This window comes from Rothia sp. HMSC071F11 (assembly GCF_001809115.1).
GTDB lineage: Bacteria > Actinomycetota > Actinomycetes > Actinomycetales > Micrococcaceae > Rothia > Rothia dentocariosa.
Genome location: NZ_KV795724.1, coordinates 77,798 through 96,643 on the forward strand (window position 1 = coordinate 77,798; position 18,846 = coordinate 96,643).

Sequence of the window (18,846 nt, forward strand, 5' to 3'; positions counted from 1 at the left end):
CCTATTCACAGATAACTTTATTCCAAAGGAGATAAGCTGTGGCTATCACCCCCGAAGATCTGATTAACAAGAGCTTCAAAATTGTGAGAAACGAATCCGGGTACGACCGCGATGAGGTTGATAATTACCTTGATGAGCTTGTTGTTGAGCTCCGCGCGCTGTACACCGAAAACGAATCCCTCAAGCGTAAGCTTGCAGCCGCCCAGTCTGGTTCGGCAACTCCGGCGACCAACAATACGTCTTCTTCGTCCGCAACGGCTAAGTCCGCTGCACAGGATAAGACCAGCACCCCAGCACCCGTTGCTGCTGGCGGCGCTCAGGATGCAGCAGGTCTGCTTGCCATGGCCCAGAAACTCCATGACGAATACGTCTCTCAGGGTGAAAAAACCCGTGCAGAACTCGTTGCTAAGGGTGAGAAAGAAGCTAAAGATCTGGTGGCAGCTGCACGTTCTCAGCGTGATGAGGTTCTTTCCAAGCTCACCGATGAGCGTGACAGTTTGGAAATCACCGTGGAATCCCTGCGTGGTTTTGAGTCGCGTTACCGTTCGAAGTTGCAGGAACACCTCACCTCTCAGCTTGAAGAGCTGAAGACTCTTAAGTCTTTTGAAGCAGATGCTCGCTAAGCTCTAAGCTTCGATACCTTTTTATAAACACCGTCCGCATCCGTGGCAAGAAGAACTTTGCTACTGGCTTTGCGGGCGGTTGTTTATACCTGGCTTAAGATAAGCTAGAGGAGGGCGAATTCAGGTACAACATCCGCCGCCCTGCTCATTGCCCTTCACCGAGGAGATACATGGAATCTGAAGAGACCACTGCGTCTGCCGCTGGTTCAACAGCATCGCATAAATCTGTTACGCGCATACTCTCATCACGCGGCGCATGGGTAGTCGGGATTCTAACGGCTCTTACTATTTTTTTCATTGACCAGGGCACAAAACTTCTGGTGGTTACCAAGATGCAGATTGGGGAGCGCATCCCCGTGATCGATGGTCTTCTGTGGTGGTATTCCATCAGGAATTCTGGCGCTGCCTTTTCTCTCGGCGAGAATGCAACCTGGATATTTACGGTTATTATGGCGCTTGCCGCTGTAACCGTCCTTTACCTCTTCCGAAGGACGCGGGCTCTGAACTGGACCCTTGCCCTTGGAGGGCTGCTGGGCGGTGTTCTCGGAAACCTTTTTGATCGTCTTTTCCGTGAGCCAGGATTCGGTATGGGACACGTGGTGGACTTTATTTCGGTGCCTAACTTTGCCATCTTTAATATTGCCGATTCGGCGATCTGCGTTTGTATGGCTTTAATCGTACTGCTTAACTTCCGTGGCATAACGCTGCTCGGTACACGTGCTAAATCCTCTGCGAAGAAGGCTTCCGCACTATCTACCCACGTGAAAACTCAGAAGATCTCCGAAGGGGAATAATTGACCGATAATGTTGCGCCAGCAGGCATAACCGCCGAGTTCGATGTTTCTGAGGCTCTAGTAGGTATGCGATTGGACGCTGCTCTCGCCGGTGCCCTTGAGATACCGCGTACCCGCGCATCCGGCTGGATTCGCGACGGGCATGTGCGTGTGGTTCAGTGTGGAAATGAGCTGAAAATCGGTAAGTCGCATAAACTTTCTGCGGGCGAGACTGTGTTTGTGAATGCGCCTGCTCCGCGTGACCTTGCCGATATTCAGCCCGAAAAGGTAGATGGCTTCGGCATAGTCTATTGCGATGACGATATTGTGGTGGTCGATAAACCTGCTGGCGTTGCCGCGCATCCTTCTCATGGGTGGCATGGGCCTACTGTTCTTTCGGCTCTTCTGGGAGAAGGCGTTACCGTGGCTACCTCCGGGGCGGCGGAGCGTCAGGGGATTGTACATCGGCTGGACGTCGGCACTAGCGGGCTTATGGTGGTGGCACGCAGCGAGCGGGCATATACCGAGCTTAAACGTGCCTTTAAGGATCGTACCGTTGAGAAGGTATATCATACCCTGGTACAAGGACTGCCGGATCCTCTCATGGGGACTATTGATGCTCCTATCGGCAGGCACCCCGGACATGAATGGAAATTCGCCGTTATTGAGGATGGACGTTCTTCTATTACCTACTATGAAACTTTGGAATCTTTCGGGTCTGCCTCTCTTGTTGAGGTGCATTTAGAAACGGGACGGACTCACCAGATCCGTGTGCATTTCTCTTCATTACGGCACCCCTGTTGCGGCGACCTCACTTATGGAGCCGACCCCCGGTTTAGCGCCGAACTTGGCCTGACCCGGCAGTGGCTGCATGCGCATCGTCTAGGGTTCACTCACCCTACCACCGGAGAGCGCGTTGAATTTGAGAGCCCCTATCCGCAGGATTTAGACTATGCACTTGAGGCACTTCGCACCGGGAACATTACTAGAGCATAACTAAAACTCAGTCAGCACACTAAGAGACCAACAACCACAGCTAACGAGGAGAAAACGTGGCTAAGAAGGGCTTCGCGCATCTGCACGTGCATACCGAATATTCCATGCTGGACGGCGCTGCCCGCCTAGGCGATCTCTTTCAATACGCACGGGAACTCGGAATGGACTCTATGGCCACTAGCGACCACGGGTTCCTTTTTGGTGCTTTCGACTTTTGGCGTCAAGCGAAGGCCAATGACATTAAACCCATTATCGGTGTGGAAGCGTACCTGACTCCCGGAACCCACCGTACCGACCGTTCACGTGTGCGCTGGGGCGATGGCTCTCGCGACGATGTTTCCGGTGGTGGTGCATACACCCATATGACTATGTGGGCGGAAACCACCGAGGGCATGCACAATCTTTTCCGCGCATCATCTGTCGCCTCACTGGAAGGCCAGCTGTACAAGCCGCGTATGGATCGCGAAGTACTGCAAACCTACTCTAAAGGGCTCATTGCCACGACCGGATGTCCTTCCGGAGAAATTCAGACTCGTTTGCGTTTGGGGCAGTACCAAGAGGCAGTCGCCGCGGCAGCAGAATTCCGTGACATTTTTGGCAAAGATAACTTCTATTGTGAGGTCATGGATCACGGGCTTGATATCGAGCGTAATGTGCAAGCAGATCTGCACCGTCTGGCCAAGGAACTCAACCTGCCGTTTGTCGCGACGAACGATCTGCACTACACTCGCCAAGAAGATCACACCGCGCACGCTGCACTTTTGTGCGTGCAGTCTGGTTCGACCCTGACCGACCCTAAACGCTTTAAATTCGATGCGGACAACTTCTACCTGCGCTCGCCGGAAGAGATGTATCAGATATTCGGCGATGTTCCGGGTGCCTGCGAAAACACTCTTGAAATCGCCGAACGATGCAACGTCGAGTTCAATACCAAAGCGAACTATATGCCAAACTTCCCTGTACCCGAGGGAGAGAACGAAGAATCCTGGTTCGTGAAGGAAGTTGAACGAGGACTGCACTACCGATTCCCCAATGGCGTGCCCGATAAGGTACGTGAACAAGCGGAATATGAGGTAGGCGTTATTACCTCCATGGGATTCCCCGGATACTTCCTGGTGGTGGCTGACTTTATCAACTGGGCAAAGAACAACGGTATCCGTGTGGGCCCAGGGCGTGGCTCCGGCGCAGGCTCGATGGTCGCCTACGCCATGCGTATTACCGATCTGAACCCGCTCAATCACGATCTGATTTTTGAGCGCTTCCTCAATCCCGACCGCGTGTCAATGCCCGACTTCGACGTGGACTTTGACGATCGCCGCCGTGCCGAAGTGATCGACTATGTGACCGAGAAATATGGCGAGGACAAAGTTGCACAGATCGTCACCTTCGGAACTATTAAGGCGAAGCAGGCGCTCAAAGATGCTTCTCGCGTGATGGATCAGCCTTATTCGGTAGGTGAGCGCCTCACGAAGGCGATGCCGCCGGACGTTATGGGTAAGAACATTGCACTTGCCAATGTGTATAACCCCGAAGATAAGCGCTACTCCGAGGCGGGCGATCTGCGTGCACTTATCGAGGATCCGGTCGATAAGATTTACGGCGAAGTCTTCGAGACCGCAAAAGGTCTGGAAGGTCTGAAACGTCAGTGGGGCGTGCACGCCGCGGGCGTTATCATGTCGAGCAAAAACCTGACTGACGTGATTCCTGTGATGCGCCGCGAGGCTGATGGACAGGTTATTACCCAGTTTGATTACCCCACCTGTGAAGGTCTGGGTCTTATCAAAATGGACTTCTTGGGTCTTCGCAACTTGACGATTATTTCTGACGCACTAGATAACGTCAAGATGAACCGCGGTATAGAGATAGACCTTGAAAACCTAGAGGTTGATGACAAAGAGTCCTACCGCCTACTGGCGCGTGGTGACACCCTAGGCGTATTCCAGCTCGATGGCGGTCCAATGCGCAGCCTGCTCAAGCTTATGGAGCCTGAAGAGTTCGAGCATATTTCCGCTGTGCTTGCCCTGTACCGCCCTGGACCTATGGGCGCGAACTCGCATACGAACTATGCCCTTCGTAAGAACGGTAAGCAAGAGATTCAGCCGATTCACCCCGAGCTTGAAGAGCCTCTTGCCGAGATTCTTGATACTACCTATGGCCTGATCGTATATCAGGAGCAGGTGATGGCGATCGCCCAGAAGGTTGCGAATTATACGCTGGGTGAAGCGGATCTGCTGCGCCGCGCGATGGGTAAGAAGAAGAAAGCTGAGCTGGATAAACAATATGAGGCTTTCCACGATGGCATGATTTCTAACGGGTACTCGGAGGGCGCAGTTAAGGCTCTGTGGGATATTCTGCTTCCGTTTTCCGATTACGCATTCAACAAAGCCCATACTGCGGCATACGGTTTGGTATCGTACTGGACCGCCTATTTGAAGGCGCATTATCCGCAGGAATATATGGCGGCTCTGCTAACGAGTGTGGGCGATAACAAGGATAAGCTGGCTCTGTACCTCAACGAATGCCGTGCCATGGGTATTACCGTGCTGCCCCCGGATGTGAACGAATCCACCCTGACCTTTGCGCCTGTGGGGAAGGATATCCGTTTCGGTATGGGCGCTATTCGTAACGTGGGCGCAAACGTGGTCGACGGCATGATTGCAGCCCGCGAAGAGAAGGGGCACTTTGAGTCTTTTAACGACTTCCTGAAGAAAGTTCCGCTGGTTGTGTGTAATAAGCGCACCATAGAATCGCTGATTAAGGCGGGTGCTTTCGACGAGCTGAAACATACTCGCCGTTCGCTTTCGCTGGTACACGAGTCGGCAGTGGACGCGGCGGTCTCCGTAAAGCGCAAAGAGGCGGCAGGCCAGTTTGACCTCTTCGGATCCCTGGGCATGGACGATGCACTCGGTGACGATCTTTCGGTGACAGTTCCAGATATTCCCGACTGGGAACGCCGCGAGAAACTGAATTTCGAACGTGAAATGCTGGGTCTGTACGTCTCCGATCATCCGCTGCGCGGTCTGGAACGTGCGCTTTCGGACGCGGCAACCGCATCCGTGCACGATATTATCGACGAGGACTCGCATATTCGCGACGGCGAAGTGGTAACGATCGCGGGCATGCTCACGAGTGTTTCGCGGCGTATTGCCAAGTCGAGTGGTAACCAGTATGCGTCGGTAGAGCTTGAGGACTCATCGGGTGCTACCCTGACCGTCATGTTCTTCTCCCGGGCATATGAGACGATGGGCAACGCCCTGGCGGATGACCTGATTTGTTCTATTAAGGGCCGTATTCAGCGGCGTGATGACGGCAGCGTGAATATGAGCGCCCAGGAAATGCAGATTCTTGAGCTGAGCGATGATGGTCGCGGCGCCCCGATTACGATTTCGGTGCCCGAGTACCATGTGACGGAGGACCGTCTTAAAGAGCTGAAGGACGTTCTGCGTGATCATCGCGGGAATGTGGATGTTCGAATGCTCCTGCGCACTCGCGATAAAGAACAGCTGGTTCTTCTGGATTCGAGTGTGCGAGTCGATCCCAATCCCAGCCTCTTTGGTGAGATTAAGACGATTTTCGGTCCCAGCTGCATTCGCCGGTAGGGGAGAAGCCCTCAATATCTAGCGGTATAGGTAAGGCTTATTCAGGAGGGATAATTCCCCTGGATAATCCTTACCGAACCGTTAGGTCAGCTCTTCAGAGATCTACACAGCGGGCTAATGCTGGGTGTTAAACCATCGTGGGCGTGGCTGGATGAACACAAGCCTCTGACGGTTCTCTTGACGGCATCTGTAAAATAAGAATGATGATGCTCGACGCGGGTGCTGCACAGTGCCCACCTGAGGAGACACCATGTATTGCCCGTACTGCAAACACACAGACTCTCGCGTAGTAGATTCGCGAACTACCGACGACGGCGCGGCCATCCGCCGCCGTCGTCAATGTACCGCGTGCAGTCGGCGTTTTACAACCGTTGAAACAACTACTATTTCCGTCATTAAACGCTCCGGTGTGACCGAGCCATTCGACCGTTCCAAAATTGCTGCCGGTGTGCGCAAAGCCTGCCAGGGGCGTCCGGTGGGTGAAGACGATTTGGCAAAACTTGCTCAAGAAGTCGAAGAGCTTATTCGGGCCCGCGGACTCGCCGAAATTAACGCGCACGAGGTGGGACTTACCATCCTTGAACCGCTCTCCAAACTGGATGCGGTAGCCTACCTGCGCTTTGCCAGCGTTTACCAAGCATTCGAGAACCTTGAAGACTTTGAATCTGCGATCGCTCTTCTGCGTGAGGACCGCGTGGGAGATGCCGAGCCTCCCGAGGACGCGGTAGCCTCTTCGGATAAAACTTCCCAAGACAAACGAGATAAAGACGCGAAGCCCGCGAAGAAAAATACCGCCAAAACTACCAAGGCTCGCTCTGGGAAATCAAACGAGAGTAACCCGCTTCAGGGGACGTTCCTCTAAGCATCAGTTGTTTAATCCCGCGAGCAGACAATATTTTGACGAGCAGATAGCAATCGGCTATCTGCTCGTCAAAATACTGTCTGCTCGCGCTTTATGAAGTTTTACAGGCTTTAGAGCTCGCCGCGCCGCTGACGTTCGGAAGGCATTCCGCCAGCCCAAAGCGCAGCACCCACGATGCCCGCATTATTGCGCAGAGTCGCCATCACCATAGGGGTGCGAATCTCGTCCTCGAAGTAGGGCATAAATTTTTCGGGGTTCTTTGAGATGCCTCCACCAATAATGAAAAGGTCGGGAGAGAACAACGCTTCAACATGCTGGAAATACCGGCGCAGACGCTTTTTAGCGTACTTCTTCCACGAAAGATCATGAACTTCGCGTGCTCGCGCGGATGCGCGGGATTCCGCATCATACCCGTCAATTTCAAGGTGTCCGAGTTCGGTGTTCGGCACCAAAACCCCGTTGTTAATCAGGGCGGAGCCAATACCGGTTCCTAAAGTGATAACGGCGATGAGCCCCGTCTTGTCTCGTCCTTGCCCGTAGGTGGCTTCGGCAAGACCGGCGGCATCAGCATCATTAATGCCGTAGACAGTCCTTGAATCCAGGGCGTCACTGATGAGCTGCTCAAGGTTGGTGTTAATCCAGGCGGGATCAACATTTGCAGCTGAGAAAACCACACCATTCTTCACGACGGCGGGGAAATCAACGCCGATAGCAGAATAAGGCTCTGGCGCTATCTCACGTGATTGAAGCTCATCAACAATCTGGCGTGCCACCTGCGCGATAGCCTGTGGGGTTGCTGGCTGCGGGGTGGGAATGCGAAAACGTTCGGATACCAGATTGCCGGTTCGCAGATCGACGATACCGCCTTTCATACCGGTACCGCCAATATCAATACCGATCATCAGGTCTTTGGGGGTGGGCGCCGGAACATCGACGTATTCTACCGAGTTTTCGACCGGAGGAATTGCGGCAGTAGTCTCGTTCATAGGTCTCTCTTTCGTCGTGTCTGTGTTATTTGGGAGAAAAACTAAGGTAGGGTGAGAACATCCACGCCGTCTGCTGTGACAACCATGGTGTGCTCAAATTGGGCGGTACGTTTGCGATCGCGGGTGACCACAGTCCAATCGTCATCCCACAAATCCCACTCGATCGTGCCGAGGGTCAGCATGGGCTCGATGGTGAAGATCATGCCCTCTTTGATCTCCATATCATAGGCGGGTGCCGCATCGTAGTGCGGGATAATAAGGCCCGAGTGGAATTCACGCCCCACGCCGTGCCCGGTATAGTCACGCACTACACCGTATCCAAAACGCGCCGCGTATTTTTCAATCACGCGACCGATAACGTTGATTTGACGGCCTGGTTTAACCGCCTTCATCGCGCGGTTGAGGGCTTCTTCAGTACGTTCTACCAGCAGACGGGATTCTTCATCGACGTTGCCCACTAACAAAGTTTTATTGGTGTCGCCGTGCATTCCATCAAGGTATGCGGTGACGTCAAGGTTTAGGATGTCGCCGTCCTCAAGTACCGTGGAGTCGGGAATGCCGTGACAGATTACCTCGTTCAGCGAGGTGCATACCGATTTCGGGTAGCCGCGATAATCCACGGTGGAGGGGTAAGCGCCGTGATCGCAAATATACTCGTGGATCAGCACATCGATCTGATCGGTTGTCGTGCCCGGGACGGCAATCTTTGCCGCCTCCACAATAGCGCCTGCAGCAACCTTACCCGCTGCACGTACTCTCTCAACCTCTTCAGGGGTGTACATATTTGAGTCGTTGCCCTCATTGGGGGTTTTCTTACCCACGTATTCGGGGCGAACAATATCTGCCGGTACAGTGCGCATGGGGGTGACAACTCCGGGGGTCAGGCACCCTATGGGCGCGGCACCCGGTTCTGCGGGAAGATTATGAGAAGTAGCCATAAAATTATCTTACCGGCAGAACACAGGTGTATCGCTAGGTACCCCATACAAAACCCGAACCTTTTTCCATATACGCAGAATATTTTTCATCATGCGCGCACAAGCTCTAAAACGGCTATAGAGTAGTCCACGAAAAATAGTGAAAACAGTACACGAGGATGTAAAAGATGTGTAAATACGTTACTGTAAAGGACATAGAAAACCCGCATAGTTTTCTGCCACCAAAGCGCAAGCGTGGGCATGCTGAAGGAGAATAATGAGCATTACCGAAGACATCACCCCCGGTCCGCACCCTGTGCAATACTGGTACAACACCTTTACTGGGCAGGTAGAAGAAGGGCAGCAGAGTAAGATTACCCACCTGTGGGGTCCTTATGCGACACGCGAAGAGGCCGAAAAGGCCATGGAGACGGCGCAGAAGCGTAACGAAGAATGGGACAACCAGGACTAGCCGATTTCCGAGCAAATCTTAAGAGCCGGACTCACCGCGTGTGAGGCTGGCTCTTGTGCTTTGTAGATTTTCTGCTGATCCCTAAGACGGTTTTTCTGAGGGGATCCTACTCGAAAGTGTGCTCATGTGCAGGGAATTCGCCCGAGCGCACCTCGGCGCGGTAGGCACGTGCCGCATCCTCAAGAAGCGAACCGATCTGCGCAAATTGTTTGACGAACTTGGGGAGTTTACCCTCGCGCATTCCCATAGCGTCTTGCCAGACGAGAACCTGACCGGTAGTGACGTTACTTGCGCCGATACCGATAGTAGGGACTGCGCCCACCGCCTGATCAACGCGGCGCGCGGTCTCTGTAGTCACCATTTCGAGAAGCACGCAGAATGCGCCAGCTTCGGCGAGAGCGCGTGCATCCGCAACAACGGCATCGCTTTTTTCGCCGCGGCCCTGCACTCGGAAACCGCCGAGAGCATGTTCCGACTGCGGGGTGAAACCGACGTGTGCTACAACTGGAATACCTGCACGAACTATGGCGCGAACCCACTCGGTCATAGCGGCGTTAGCCTCGATTTTGATAGCGTGTGCCCCGCCTTCTTTCATGAGGCGCGCCGCCGAAGCGACCGCTTGTGCGGGAGACTGCTCGTAACTGCCGAAGGGGAGATCAGCAACTACCATAGCGCGGGATGCGCCGCGTGCTACTGAGGCTACGAGCGGAATCATCTCGTCAAGAGTAACGGTGAGAGTGGACTCATATCCGTAGACGACATTAGCGGCGGAGTCACCGATAAGAAGCATATCGATTCCCGAGCGGTCAAAAATCTGGGCTGTTAAGAAGTCATAGCAGGTGAGCATTGAGAACTTTTCGCCCGCAGCTTTAGCTTGCGCGAGGTGGAGGGTACGCACTTTTTTCACCGTTTCAAGGCTGAAAGGCTTATCTCCGGTTCCCGTGGGGGTGGCACTCGTCGCGTTGTGCGGGTGCTGTGCAGATGCGGCAGGTGCGGATGGTGCGTAAGGGGCGTTTTCGTTCTCGCTCATGGGGTCTATTTTATCGTGGTTGCTCCGGTATTGCTGGGGAACGGTTCGCTGATAGATAACGCCTGATGCTATGGCATACCAAAACACCCATCATTTGGTTTAGTACAGGGCGCGTAATGGAGAGTAGTCGCCTCTGACAAGGGACTTTCGCCAGCCCCAGCGCCAACCGTGACGTTCTGCGTGGAAGAGGAAAACGGTATCTTGTGTGAGAGCAGGGGTCCAGTACACGAGTGGGTCGGTACCGGAGCCTCGTTTCTCAGCGGCGAGCGCATCGCATTGGAATTGTTCAAGACAGTGTTGTGCTTGGGTTCGCAGTTCGGCTGAAGACCGGGTCAGAGCCTCCGTTACAGTCGAGAGAATTTCTCCATGCGTAAAAGCTGAGAATTTTTCGTGATATTCAGTGCGGGCTCGATGGTGCAGCGCAGATGCGGATTTCATGAGGCGTTCGCACTCGCGGATCATCTGGCTAAGCGACATCATCTCGTAGAGTTGGGGTACCTGAACATGTGCCTGAGAGAGGGTGGCACGAAGCTCTGGGCTTATAGGCAGAAGGTGACCGAGCGTGTATACGTTGGTGCGGGCTAGATTAGCCGAGATAAGTGTTTCGGTAGTGGTGCTCAGGAGGGCGCGCGCATCGTTTTTAGTGTCTGCGGAAACTGCGTATCCGAGAGCTTTGAGAATATCGAGAGTAAGCTGTGTTGCCTGTACTAGCGCGGTGATGGGGTCTTGTGATGGCACCGCCGATTGTAGCTCGGTGAGCCTTGCACGATATTCGGTAAGTGTCTGAAAATGCTCTGATGCGTGGTCAGTATCAATCTGCTGAAGCAGACGCTCAAGGGTTTTCAGCGTTGGGCTCAGCTGTGATTGTGCGGAGTTGAATGCGTCCGTGAGCAGAGTAAGGTGTCGATAAATCGTCTGGGCACCTTGGAGATATCGTTCATGGTGTGTATTCTTGTGCAGCGTTTGGGCTAGGCGAAGGTGCCTATGTAGTACATCAAATGGGAATGAGGTGATGGCTGGATAGCGTGTCTCAAGATCGTGAATTTGGCGCGATAAAGCCTGTTGGTGCTCCCGAGCATGGTAGGCGATATGCGCGAGTTTTTCATCGGTGAGATAACTTTCGGGAACGGGCAAATAGGCAATGCTCAAGAGCACCCCGAGAGAGCAGCTGAGAGACTGCGCTACAGCGGTTTTGAGGGCTTGATCGTCTCTGTGCACCGTAGTCGCGAAAGCATAATATGCAGCGTGCATATTCCGGATGAAACTATCGGTATCTTCCAGATAGTCACGACTGACGGCTTTGCTGACTCGAACTTGGGCTATCTGCGCCCGTTCTCGTAGCAGCTGAAAATATTGGGCGGCGTATACAGCTTCGCGGTACCATGCGGTGCATCTGTGCATGAGTTCCGCCTGCGATAGCTCGAAAATTGAGGGGTGAGCGTTGGCAGGGGCGAACCCTTGGGGAGAGAGTGCTACTGCCGAGAGCGCATACGGATCGGCCACGATAAACTCGGGCTCATAGACTCCATTGGGTAAAGGACAGGGTTCTTTGAAAGAAGAGATATAAGAAATAAGCCAGATGATACTGAACATAACGAGCATGAAGGCGCCGCTGAAAATAAGATACTCCACAATTATTCCTTCCTGGTTTTACGAAGGGTAGCTTCGCCACTTTATATGACGTGATGAACCGAGTATCAGACTTTCAGATAGTCCGGTCGTGGGTAGTCTGGCTCCTCCCACACCTTATGCCAGGGTACAAAAAAGTCATCCTTATACAGGGAATGATAAAACCAACTAGGGTTTTGCAGCAGCCAGTAATGATATTCCTCTGAATCGGGCTGCAGTCTGCTGCGCTTATCGCGTTCGAGCATACGCTGGCATTCGTCATATGCCGCATACATTTCGGTGTCAGATACAAGAAGCTCGTAGCTTAGCGCCGTCACAAACCGTTTTTGGCTTGGGGAATCTGGTGTCATATCGGGGAAGTAGCCGTCGTATGTTTGCAGCATTTCCTCTCGTGCATGCCGTAATTGTTTCACCAGGTTTACCAGGTACTCTAAAGAGCCCGATAGATCATCTTTATCCTCCAGAAGTATTTGGCAAGCATACTGATTCAGCATAGCCGCGCAGAGCTCATGTGCGTTCAGCGGCGCGTATTCTCCAGCAAGAAGGAGCTTTGTGTAACCGTATTCGCGGCGTATCTGCGTTATGCATAGGTGTTGAATAAGGCGCTCGCAGCGTGTATAAGATTCCTCTGAAAGTACCGGCTTCACCTCCGTAAGCAGATCTACGCAAAAGCTCGTTATGCGGTCTCGATGCCCTTGACTTTGTGACAGATCAGCGGGGGGCTTGCCGGTTGTCGCTAGGATTTCTTCGAGCTGTTCGGCACGGTGGCTAACAATTTGCCGATAAAAACGGTTGCGGCGTTCTTCGGCTCCGTGCTGCGCTGCTTCAAGAAGCTCAACGGCAGCCTGCGTTTCGGGGGCGGCACGGCAGTACTCCCTGTATTCGTCAAGGGCTTCTTGCAGCGCCGTCAATATAGTCCTAACGCCGCATATTGCACGCTGAATTTCGTGGTGCAGGTAAGTTCGTGCCGCATCCCCGCGAATATGCGGATGTTCGGCGAGTTTATGCTGCGCTGCCTCTAGAACCTGTGTTGCGGCGGCAAGCACCGCACAAGCAATCTGTTGGGGAAAATCACTATTTCCATACGATAGTACGGCGGAAAGATGCTGTTCGGTTTCATCACGGATGCCGCAAAGTTCTTGTACCTTAGCTTCTTGCCCTTTAAAGATTTTTGCGGATATATTTCGCGGTTCTTTCCACTCTCCAAGTATCAAACCTGTCTGACGTATAACACCCCGAGAGTATCCGAGAGCGTCGGTACTCGCCTGACGGAGTTTCTGCGGTTGAGAAGATTTAGTATCTAGCGCGTATTCATATCTGTTCAAGGCCGTGTAGGCTCGCAGAATGTCAACACGGACAGCTTCAGAGTAGGCATCGTCCAACGCGGGTTTTTTGAGGGTATCAGGGTGGATAGCGATATTGAGGTAAATACGATGCGCCCACCGTACGTACAGTTCATGCCGGTCGCGCAGTTGGCGAGGCGATAGAGCCCAGGTAATTTCGTCGAGTTTAAACGGGTTTTTGGGAGTCTCTGGAATCGGGGTGGAGTTTCGGTTGCGGAACTTGTCTATAACCCACAGGATTGGCGTGAGGGGTATAGCAAGAAGGGCGCATACGATAAATCCAGCGAAAATGAGAACGGGAATTCCTATAACGATAAAACATACGATGTACATGAACGCTATAGCTATCATTCTGCATATTTCTGCAATGCTCATATGTATTTCCTCTGGAACGTATTCAGTGATTTCGTGGTTGGGCTGTACACAAAATTTTGAAGTGATGGGAGTCACCCAGCAACTTCTATCTTAGGTGACTCGCCGGGCAGTCCAGCGCCCGTTAGCGTGAATTGAACATGAATTTTGAGGGAATAAACTACTGTCTACATAAGAAGCTGGCTTTAGATCGAGAACGCCACAGGTCTAACTTCTTAGCTAGAAGCCCGCTTTTATAGTTCAGTTTTCAAAGGTGGGTAAAACACGGAACATACAACAACTGAGCTACACCTGCCTACTTGCCCCATAGAATTTACATAAACGAAACCTGAACATCGGGCGTTTGCGGGAAGAAACCGATAGTCTAGAAAGAGACATAAAACCGTGCCAGCGCACTCGCGTCTTGCGGCACCAACATATGCGTGAGCACGGCATCACTCACCGCCGAGTCAGCTACCGCCCGGAATACAGGGAGATATCTATGGACCGTCAACAGGAATTTGTACTGCGCACCATCGAAGAGCGCGACATTCGCTTTATTCGGCTGTGGTTTACCGACGTGGTGGGAACCCTCAAATCCGTAGCATTAGCCCCAGCTGAGGTTGAAAGCGCCTTCGAGGAAGGGCTCGGCTTTGACGGTTCCTCTATTGAGGGTCTTTCGCGCGTGTACGAATCCGATATGCTGCTTCAACCCGATCCCTCCACATTCCAGATATTGCCTTGGCGCGGGATTGAAGACCATACCTCCCGCATGTTCTGCGATATTCTTACACCCGATGGTGAGGCGAGCGCATCCGACACTCGCGGCGTACTTAAGCGAACCCTCAACAAAGCGGCTGAGATGGGGTTCACTTGCTATACGTCGCCTGAAATTGAGTTTTATCTGCTCAAATCTGCTCAGCTGGGTGATGATGGTTTTCCGGTACCGGTAGACTATGAATCCTATTTTGATCACACTCCCGGCGGGATTGTACAGGATTTCCGTCGCAAGGCGGTGACCATGCTTGAAGAGGTTGGTATCTCGGTGGAGTTTAGCCACCATGAAACCGGTCCCGGGCAGAACGAGATCGACCTGCGCCATGCTGATGCCCTGCAGACCGCCGATAATGTGATGACGTTCCGTACCGTTATCAAAGAGGTTGCGTACACGCGGGATCTTTACGCAACGTTCATGCCTAAGCCTTTCACCAAATATGCCGGCAGCGGTATGCACACCCATTTCTCGCTTTTTGAGGGCGATACTAACGCGTTCTTCGAGGCCGGGGCTGAGTATCGTCTCTCAAAGACGGCGCGGCACTTTATTGCCGGGGTGCTCAAGCATGCCCCGGAGTTTACATCGGTCACCAATCAGTTCATCAACTCATACAAGCGGCTGTGGGGCGGTGGGGAAGCACCCAGCTACGTTTCATGGGGGCACAATAACAGGTCGGCGCTGGTGCGGGTACCGCTCTATAAGCCGAATAAGATGCAGGCGGCGCGCATCGAATACCGAGGGCTTGATTCGGCCTCGAACCCTTACCTGGCATATGCGGTAATTCTTGCCGCAGGGCTCAAAGGTATTGAGCACGAGTATGAGCTTATGCCTGCCGTGACTGAAGACCTCGCCGCCATGACAACCGCAGAACGCCGCGCTATGGGGTACAACCCGCTGCCTGCTTCTCTGCGTGAAGCTATTAACCGTACCGAGGACTCCGAATTTATGGCAGAGGCTCTGGGGGAGCAGGTTTTCGAACAATTCTTACGCAATAAGCGCGCCGATTGGGAACAGTACCAAGCGCAGGTCACCCCGTACGAGCTCAAGCATAATCTGGGTATTCTCTAGTAGACAGGCGAGTTTCGGGAGGGGACCATGCCAGAGCAGCAACCTACTGAAGGCACAGCGGCGGTACCGGCGGATGCGGAACGTCAAGAACGCGCACGCAGGCGCAAGCGCATGGTCGCCGCTGGGTTCTACGATGCCGTAAAGAGTGAGCGCTGGCTTGATTCCCCCGAACTCGCCCAGGTTAATACGGATGCTCTCTTCGCCGGGCTCCGCTGGGCACCCTCGCCGGATATCGCTTTACCTTCGCTGGTGAGGCTTATCGAAAAGCACCCCGCAACGGCGGAGCGCGCGAACCGCGGGGATGCCGAATTTAGCATGTTCCGGCTTTTGGGCTCTTCGCAGGCGTTGGGCGATTTTCTGTACCGCAACCCGCATTTAATCGACCATGTTCTCGACAGCCACGGGCTAGACTCTGAACCCGAGCTTATCGCCACTCAAGAGCCCAGCACTGTTCAGGCGGAGGATATTGAGCCGCAGATAGACCCGCACGATGTTGAAGAAACCCCGCATATTCGCGGGTACAGCGGCACTGCCGGGGGTAAAAAGCTCGACGATATTGATGAGCCTACAGCCCCGCTGGCAACCGCATACCGCACGGATCTGTTGGAAGCGGTGGGTGCAAACCCCGACGATGAGCGGCCGCGCGCATCACGTGAGATGACGGGTAAAGATGGGTATACAGCGTTGCGTGTGGCGTACCGTGCCGCACTCACGAAAATTGCGCTTGTTGATGTGTGTTCGCCCGATCCTGTGGAACTTATGCCCACGGTTGGGCGGCATCTTGCTGATCTTGCCGCCGCTGCGCTGGAAGGAGCGCTCGCGATAGCCCGCACCGAGGTTGCCGAGGGGCTGGGCGGTGGACTGTGCTCGGCACCTGCTCGGGGTGCATCCGTAGATGCCCTGGATTTGGCGATTATCGGTATGGGCAAATGCGGGGCGCGCGAGCTGAACTATATTTCTGATGTAGATGTGGTGTATGTGATAGCACCCGTTCCCGCCAGTGAACTGCCTGAGGGCGTAGAACCCCTCACCGAGCAGGACTGTGCCCAGATCGGTACTGAGCTGGTACACGCGCTGACGAAGGCGATCATGGCGCCTGCCTCCGAACCGCCGCTGTGGGAGGTGGACGCGAACCTGCGCCCCGAAGGTAAGGACGGGCCGCTGGTGCGCACCGTCGAATCCTATGTGCGGTACTACAAGCGTTGGGCTGAGAACTGGGAGTTTCAGGCGCTTTTGAAGGCCCGACCGATCGCTGGGTCTGCGCATTTGGGTGAAAAATATGCACGCGCAATCGAGCCGTTTGTGTGGGAATCAGCCGCTCGGGATTCCTTTGTGGAATCTGTGCAGGCTATGCGCGCCCGCGTGACCGATAATATTCCTGCCGCCCAGCTGGAACGTCAAATAAAGCTCGGTCCTGGCGGTCTGCGTGATGTCGAGTTCACGGTTCAGCTTTTGCAGCTGGTGCACGGGCGCACTGACCCTGCGGTGCGTACCAAATCTACCCTGGATTCGCTCGCCGCGCTTACCCGTGCCAGCTACATTAGCCGTTCCGATACCGAAGCGTTCTCACGCGACTACAAGAAATTGCGTCTGCTGGAGCACCGTATTCAGCTTATGCACTTGCGCCGCACCCAACTGATGCCCGACCGTGCCGGGGAACAACGCGTTCTTGCCCGCTCCTTGGTGCCCGCCGAACGTATGGGAACGCTCTCGGCTGAGCAGATGCTCAAAGCCTGGCAGAAACTCAAACGCAATGTGCGCTCCCTGCACGAACGTATATTCTTCCGCCCGCTGCTGGCTGCGGTTTCAACCCTGAGTCGCGATGAAGTGGCGCTTTCTGACCAGGCGGCGCAGGACCGTCTGGCAGCGCTCGGCTACCGCGACCCGCGCGGAGCCATGCGGCATATCGAAGCGCTCACCAACGGGGTCAGCCGCCGCGCTGAGATTCAACGGCACCTGATGCCCGTGCTCTTGGGCTGGTTTGCTGAGGGGGTGGATGCAGACGCCGGGCTGCTGGGGTTCCGCCTGGTTTCAGAGTCTTTGGGCACCACGAGCTGGTACCTGCGTATGCTTCGCGATTCGCCCGCCGCAGCGGAGCGGCTGTGTCAGATACTCTCAAGCTCGCGGTATATTACCGATCTGCTGGAAGATGCGCCCACCTCCATCACCTGGCTTGATAAGGTTGCCGACCTGCAGCCGCTGAGTGCGGGTGCTCTCAAGGCCGAAATTACCTCACTCCTATCACGACATGAAGATTCTGCGGACGCTATGCGCGCGGTACGGTACCTGCGCCGCCGCGAGATTTTGCGTATCGCCATGGGAGATGCCCTGAACCTGCTGAGCGTGCAGCAGGTGTGCACCGGGCTGGCGACCGTGGACGAGTGCACCATCGGCGCGGCGCTCGCCCTGGCGGAACGCGAAGAGGCCAACGCAGGGGAGCGTGACGAGAAAACCACGCCCCAGAAGAGCGACGCACCGCAGAATGATTCTCAAGAGGCAACGGGGGAGAGCCTCGAAGATGAACAGAGGAATCCGCTACTAACCGAGATCACGGTAATTGCAATGGGTCGCCTGGGCGGCGCAGAGAACGGCTTCGGTTCGGATGCAGACGTGATGTTTGTGCACCGCCCCGTGGAGGGAGCCGATGAGAAAGAAGCCCAGGCGCAGGCAAACCACATTGTGAACCGGCTGATGCAGCTGATTAAACAGCCGGTACGTCCGGCAATCCGTGCCGAACGCCCGCTTGAGGTAGACGCGGATCTGCGCCCGGAAGGTAAGCAGGGGGCACTGGTTCGCTCGCTGGATTCGTACCGCGCTTACTATGAGCGCTGGGCTGAGACCTGGGAGTTTCAGGCGCTCTTGCGGGCGCGCCCGATTGCCGGGTCTGAAGACTTGGGGCGTGCGTTTGTTGAGCTGGTTAATCCTTACCGGTATCCGCGTGAGTTCACGGTGGAGCAGGTACAGCAGGTGCGGCGCATGAAGGCGCGTGTGGAGCATGAGCGGATGCCGCACGGGGCGGACCGTACCCGGCAGTTGAAGCTGGGGCGTGGCGGGCTCTCTGATGTGGAGTGGCTGGTTCAGCTGATTCAGCTTCAATATGCTCATAAGGTTGAGGGGCTTCGCACGACCTCGACTCTGGAAGCGTTGGATGCAGCCGTTCAGGCTAACCTGGTGGCTGCTGAGGAAGCCGAAGTTTTGCGGGATGCGTGGCTGCTGGCGACCAAGATTCGCGGCGGCAACGTGCTGCGCGGCGTACGCCAGTCCGATTTGCTGCCGACTCTGCGCGATGCTTTGGAAGCGGTTGCCCGCTGGAGCGGCTACACCCCAGGCAGCGCCCGCCAACTGGAAGAAGACTATCTACGCGTTACCCGAAATGCCAGGAAAGTTTACGAAAGGCTTTTCTTTGAGGGATAAGGGAATAA

General features: G+C 54.5%; 13 protein-coding genes. 8 read left to right on the forward strand and 5 right to left on the reverse strand.

The features are described 5' to 3' along the window. Positions 1-38: 38 nt before the first annotated feature. The 5 genes from HMPREF2554_RS00405 (at position 39) to nrdR (ending at position 6,853) form a co-directional block, all read left to right on the forward strand. Positions 39-623, forward strand: a complete 585-nt coding sequence (locus HMPREF2554_RS00405) for a DivIVA domain-containing protein (RefSeq protein WP_013398846.1) — start codon at positions 39-41, stop codon at positions 621-623. 170 nt (positions 624-793) lie between these two features. Then, positions 794-1,417, forward strand: a complete 624-nt coding sequence (gene lspA / locus HMPREF2554_RS00410) for a signal peptidase II (RefSeq protein ID WP_013398847.1) — start codon at positions 794-796, stop codon at positions 1,415-1,417. 66 nt (positions 1,418-1,483) lie between these two features. Next, a complete protein-coding gene (locus HMPREF2554_RS00415; RefSeq protein ID WP_172461401.1) occupies positions 1,484-2,392 on the forward strand; it encodes an RluA family pseudouridine synthase in 909 nt (302 codons plus the stop codon). 56 nt (positions 2,393-2,448) lie between these two features. After that, a complete protein-coding gene (gene dnaE / locus HMPREF2554_RS00420; protein WP_013398849.1) occupies positions 2,449-5,991 on the forward strand; it encodes a DNA polymerase III subunit alpha in 3,543 nt (1,180 codons plus the stop codon). A gap of 250 nt (positions 5,992-6,241) precedes the next feature. Further along, a complete protein-coding gene (gene nrdR, locus HMPREF2554_RS00425; protein ID WP_070523452.1) occupies positions 6,242-6,853 on the forward strand; it encodes a transcriptional regulator NrdR in 612 nt (203 codons plus the stop codon). A gap of 110 nt (positions 6,854-6,963) precedes the next feature. Here nrdR and ppgK read toward each other — a convergent pair whose 3' ends face one another. Together ppgK and map are read right to left on the reverse strand one after the other, a co-directional pair. Continuing rightward, the gene (gene ppgK, locus HMPREF2554_RS00430; RefSeq protein ID WP_172461400.1) at positions 6,964-7,755 is read right to left on the reverse strand and encodes a polyphosphate--glucose phosphotransferase; all 792 of its coding nucleotides are present in this window, start codon (positions 7,753-7,755) and stop codon (positions 6,964-6,966) included. Positions 7,756-7,880: 125 nt separating this feature from the next. Continuing rightward, the gene (gene map / locus HMPREF2554_RS00435; RefSeq protein ID WP_070523455.1) at positions 7,881-8,777 is read right to left on the reverse strand and encodes a type I methionyl aminopeptidase; all 897 of its coding nucleotides are present in this window, start codon (positions 8,775-8,777) and stop codon (positions 7,881-7,883) included. A gap of 256 nt (positions 8,778-9,033) precedes the next feature. On the opposite strand from map, the gene HMPREF2554_RS00440 reads away from it, so the two are divergent. Next, positions 9,034-9,228 (forward strand): hypothetical protein, encoded by a 195-nt coding sequence (locus HMPREF2554_RS00440; RefSeq protein WP_004004406.1) that lies wholly within the window; start codon positions 9,034-9,036, stop codon positions 9,226-9,228. A 106-nt stretch (positions 9,229-9,334) separates the two neighbouring features. Here the strand turns inward: HMPREF2554_RS00440 and panB are convergent, their stop codons facing one another. The 3 genes from panB to HMPREF2554_RS00455 all read right to left on the reverse strand — a co-directional run bounded on the left by panB (position 9,335) and on the right by HMPREF2554_RS00455 (position 13,605). Beyond that, on the reverse strand, positions 9,335-10,258 hold the full coding sequence (gene panB, locus HMPREF2554_RS00445) for a 3-methyl-2-oxobutanoate hydroxymethyltransferase (RefSeq protein ID WP_070553574.1): 924 nt from the start codon (positions 10,256-10,258) through the stop codon (positions 9,335-9,337). A gap of 99 nt (positions 10,259-10,357) precedes the next feature. Then, positions 10,358-11,890 carry a hypothetical protein gene (locus HMPREF2554_RS00450; RefSeq protein WP_070553576.1) on the reverse strand — a complete coding sequence of 511 codons (1,533 nt, stop codon included), beginning with the start codon at positions 11,888-11,890 and terminating at the stop codon, positions 10,358-10,360. 65 nt (positions 11,891-11,955) lie between these two features. Then, complete coding sequence (locus HMPREF2554_RS00455) at positions 11,956-13,605, reverse strand: hypothetical protein (RefSeq protein ID WP_070553578.1); 1,650 nt, start codon at positions 13,603-13,605, stop codon at positions 11,956-11,958. A 478-nt stretch (positions 13,606-14,083) separates the two neighbouring features. Here HMPREF2554_RS00455 and HMPREF2554_RS00460 point away from each other — a divergent pair, with 478 nt between their 5' ends. Further along, positions 14,084-15,424 carry a glutamine synthetase family protein gene (locus tag HMPREF2554_RS00460; protein WP_004004410.1) on the forward strand — a complete coding sequence of 447 codons (1,341 nt, stop codon included), beginning with the start codon at positions 14,084-14,086 and terminating at the stop codon, positions 15,422-15,424. A 27-nt stretch (positions 15,425-15,451) separates the two neighbouring features. Further along, the gene (locus HMPREF2554_RS00465) at positions 15,452-18,838 is read left to right on the forward strand and encodes a bifunctional [glutamine synthetase] adenylyltransferase/[glutamine synthetase]-adenylyl-L-tyrosine phosphorylase (RefSeq protein ID WP_070553580.1); all 3,387 of its coding nucleotides are present in this window, start codon (positions 15,452-15,454) and stop codon (positions 18,836-18,838) included. Positions 18,839-18,846 lie beyond the last annotated feature (8 nt).

Bases quoted from the DNA above. Each gene is read 5' to 3' on its own strand.
- map (WP_070523455.1), bottom strand. From the start codon at position 8,777: ATGGCTACTTCTCATAATCTTCCCGCAGAACCGGGTGCCGCGCCCATA.
- ppgK (WP_172461400.1), bottom strand. From the start codon at position 7,755: ATGATCGGTATTGATATTGGCGGTACCGGTATGAAAGGCGGTATCGTC.
- nrdR (WP_070523452.1), top strand. From the start codon at position 6,242: ATGTATTGCCCGTACTGCAAACACACAGACTCTCGCGTAGTAGATTCG.
- panB (WP_070553574.1), bottom strand. From the start codon at position 10,258: ATGAGCGAGAACGAAAACGCCCCTTACGCACCATCCGCACCTGCCGCA.
- HMPREF2554_RS00415 (WP_172461401.1), top strand. From the start codon at position 1,484: ATGCGATTGGACGCTGCTCTCGCCGGTGCCCTTGAGATACCGCGTACC.
- HMPREF2554_RS00440 (WP_004004406.1), top strand. From the start codon at position 9,034: ATGAGCATTACCGAAGACATCACCCCCGGTCCGCACCCTGTGCAATAC.
- lspA (WP_013398847.1), top strand. From the start codon at position 794: ATGGAATCTGAAGAGACCACTGCGTCTGCCGCTGGTTCAACAGCATCG.
- HMPREF2554_RS00460 (WP_004004410.1), top strand. From the start codon at position 14,084: ATGGACCGTCAACAGGAATTTGTACTGCGCACCATCGAAGAGCGCGAC.
- HMPREF2554_RS00465 (WP_070553580.1), top strand. From the start codon at position 15,452: ATGCCAGAGCAGCAACCTACTGAAGGCACAGCGGCGGTACCGGCGGAT.
- HMPREF2554_RS00455 (WP_070553578.1), bottom strand. From the start codon at position 13,605: ATGAGCATTGCAGAAATATGCAGAATGATAGCTATAGCGTTCATGTAC.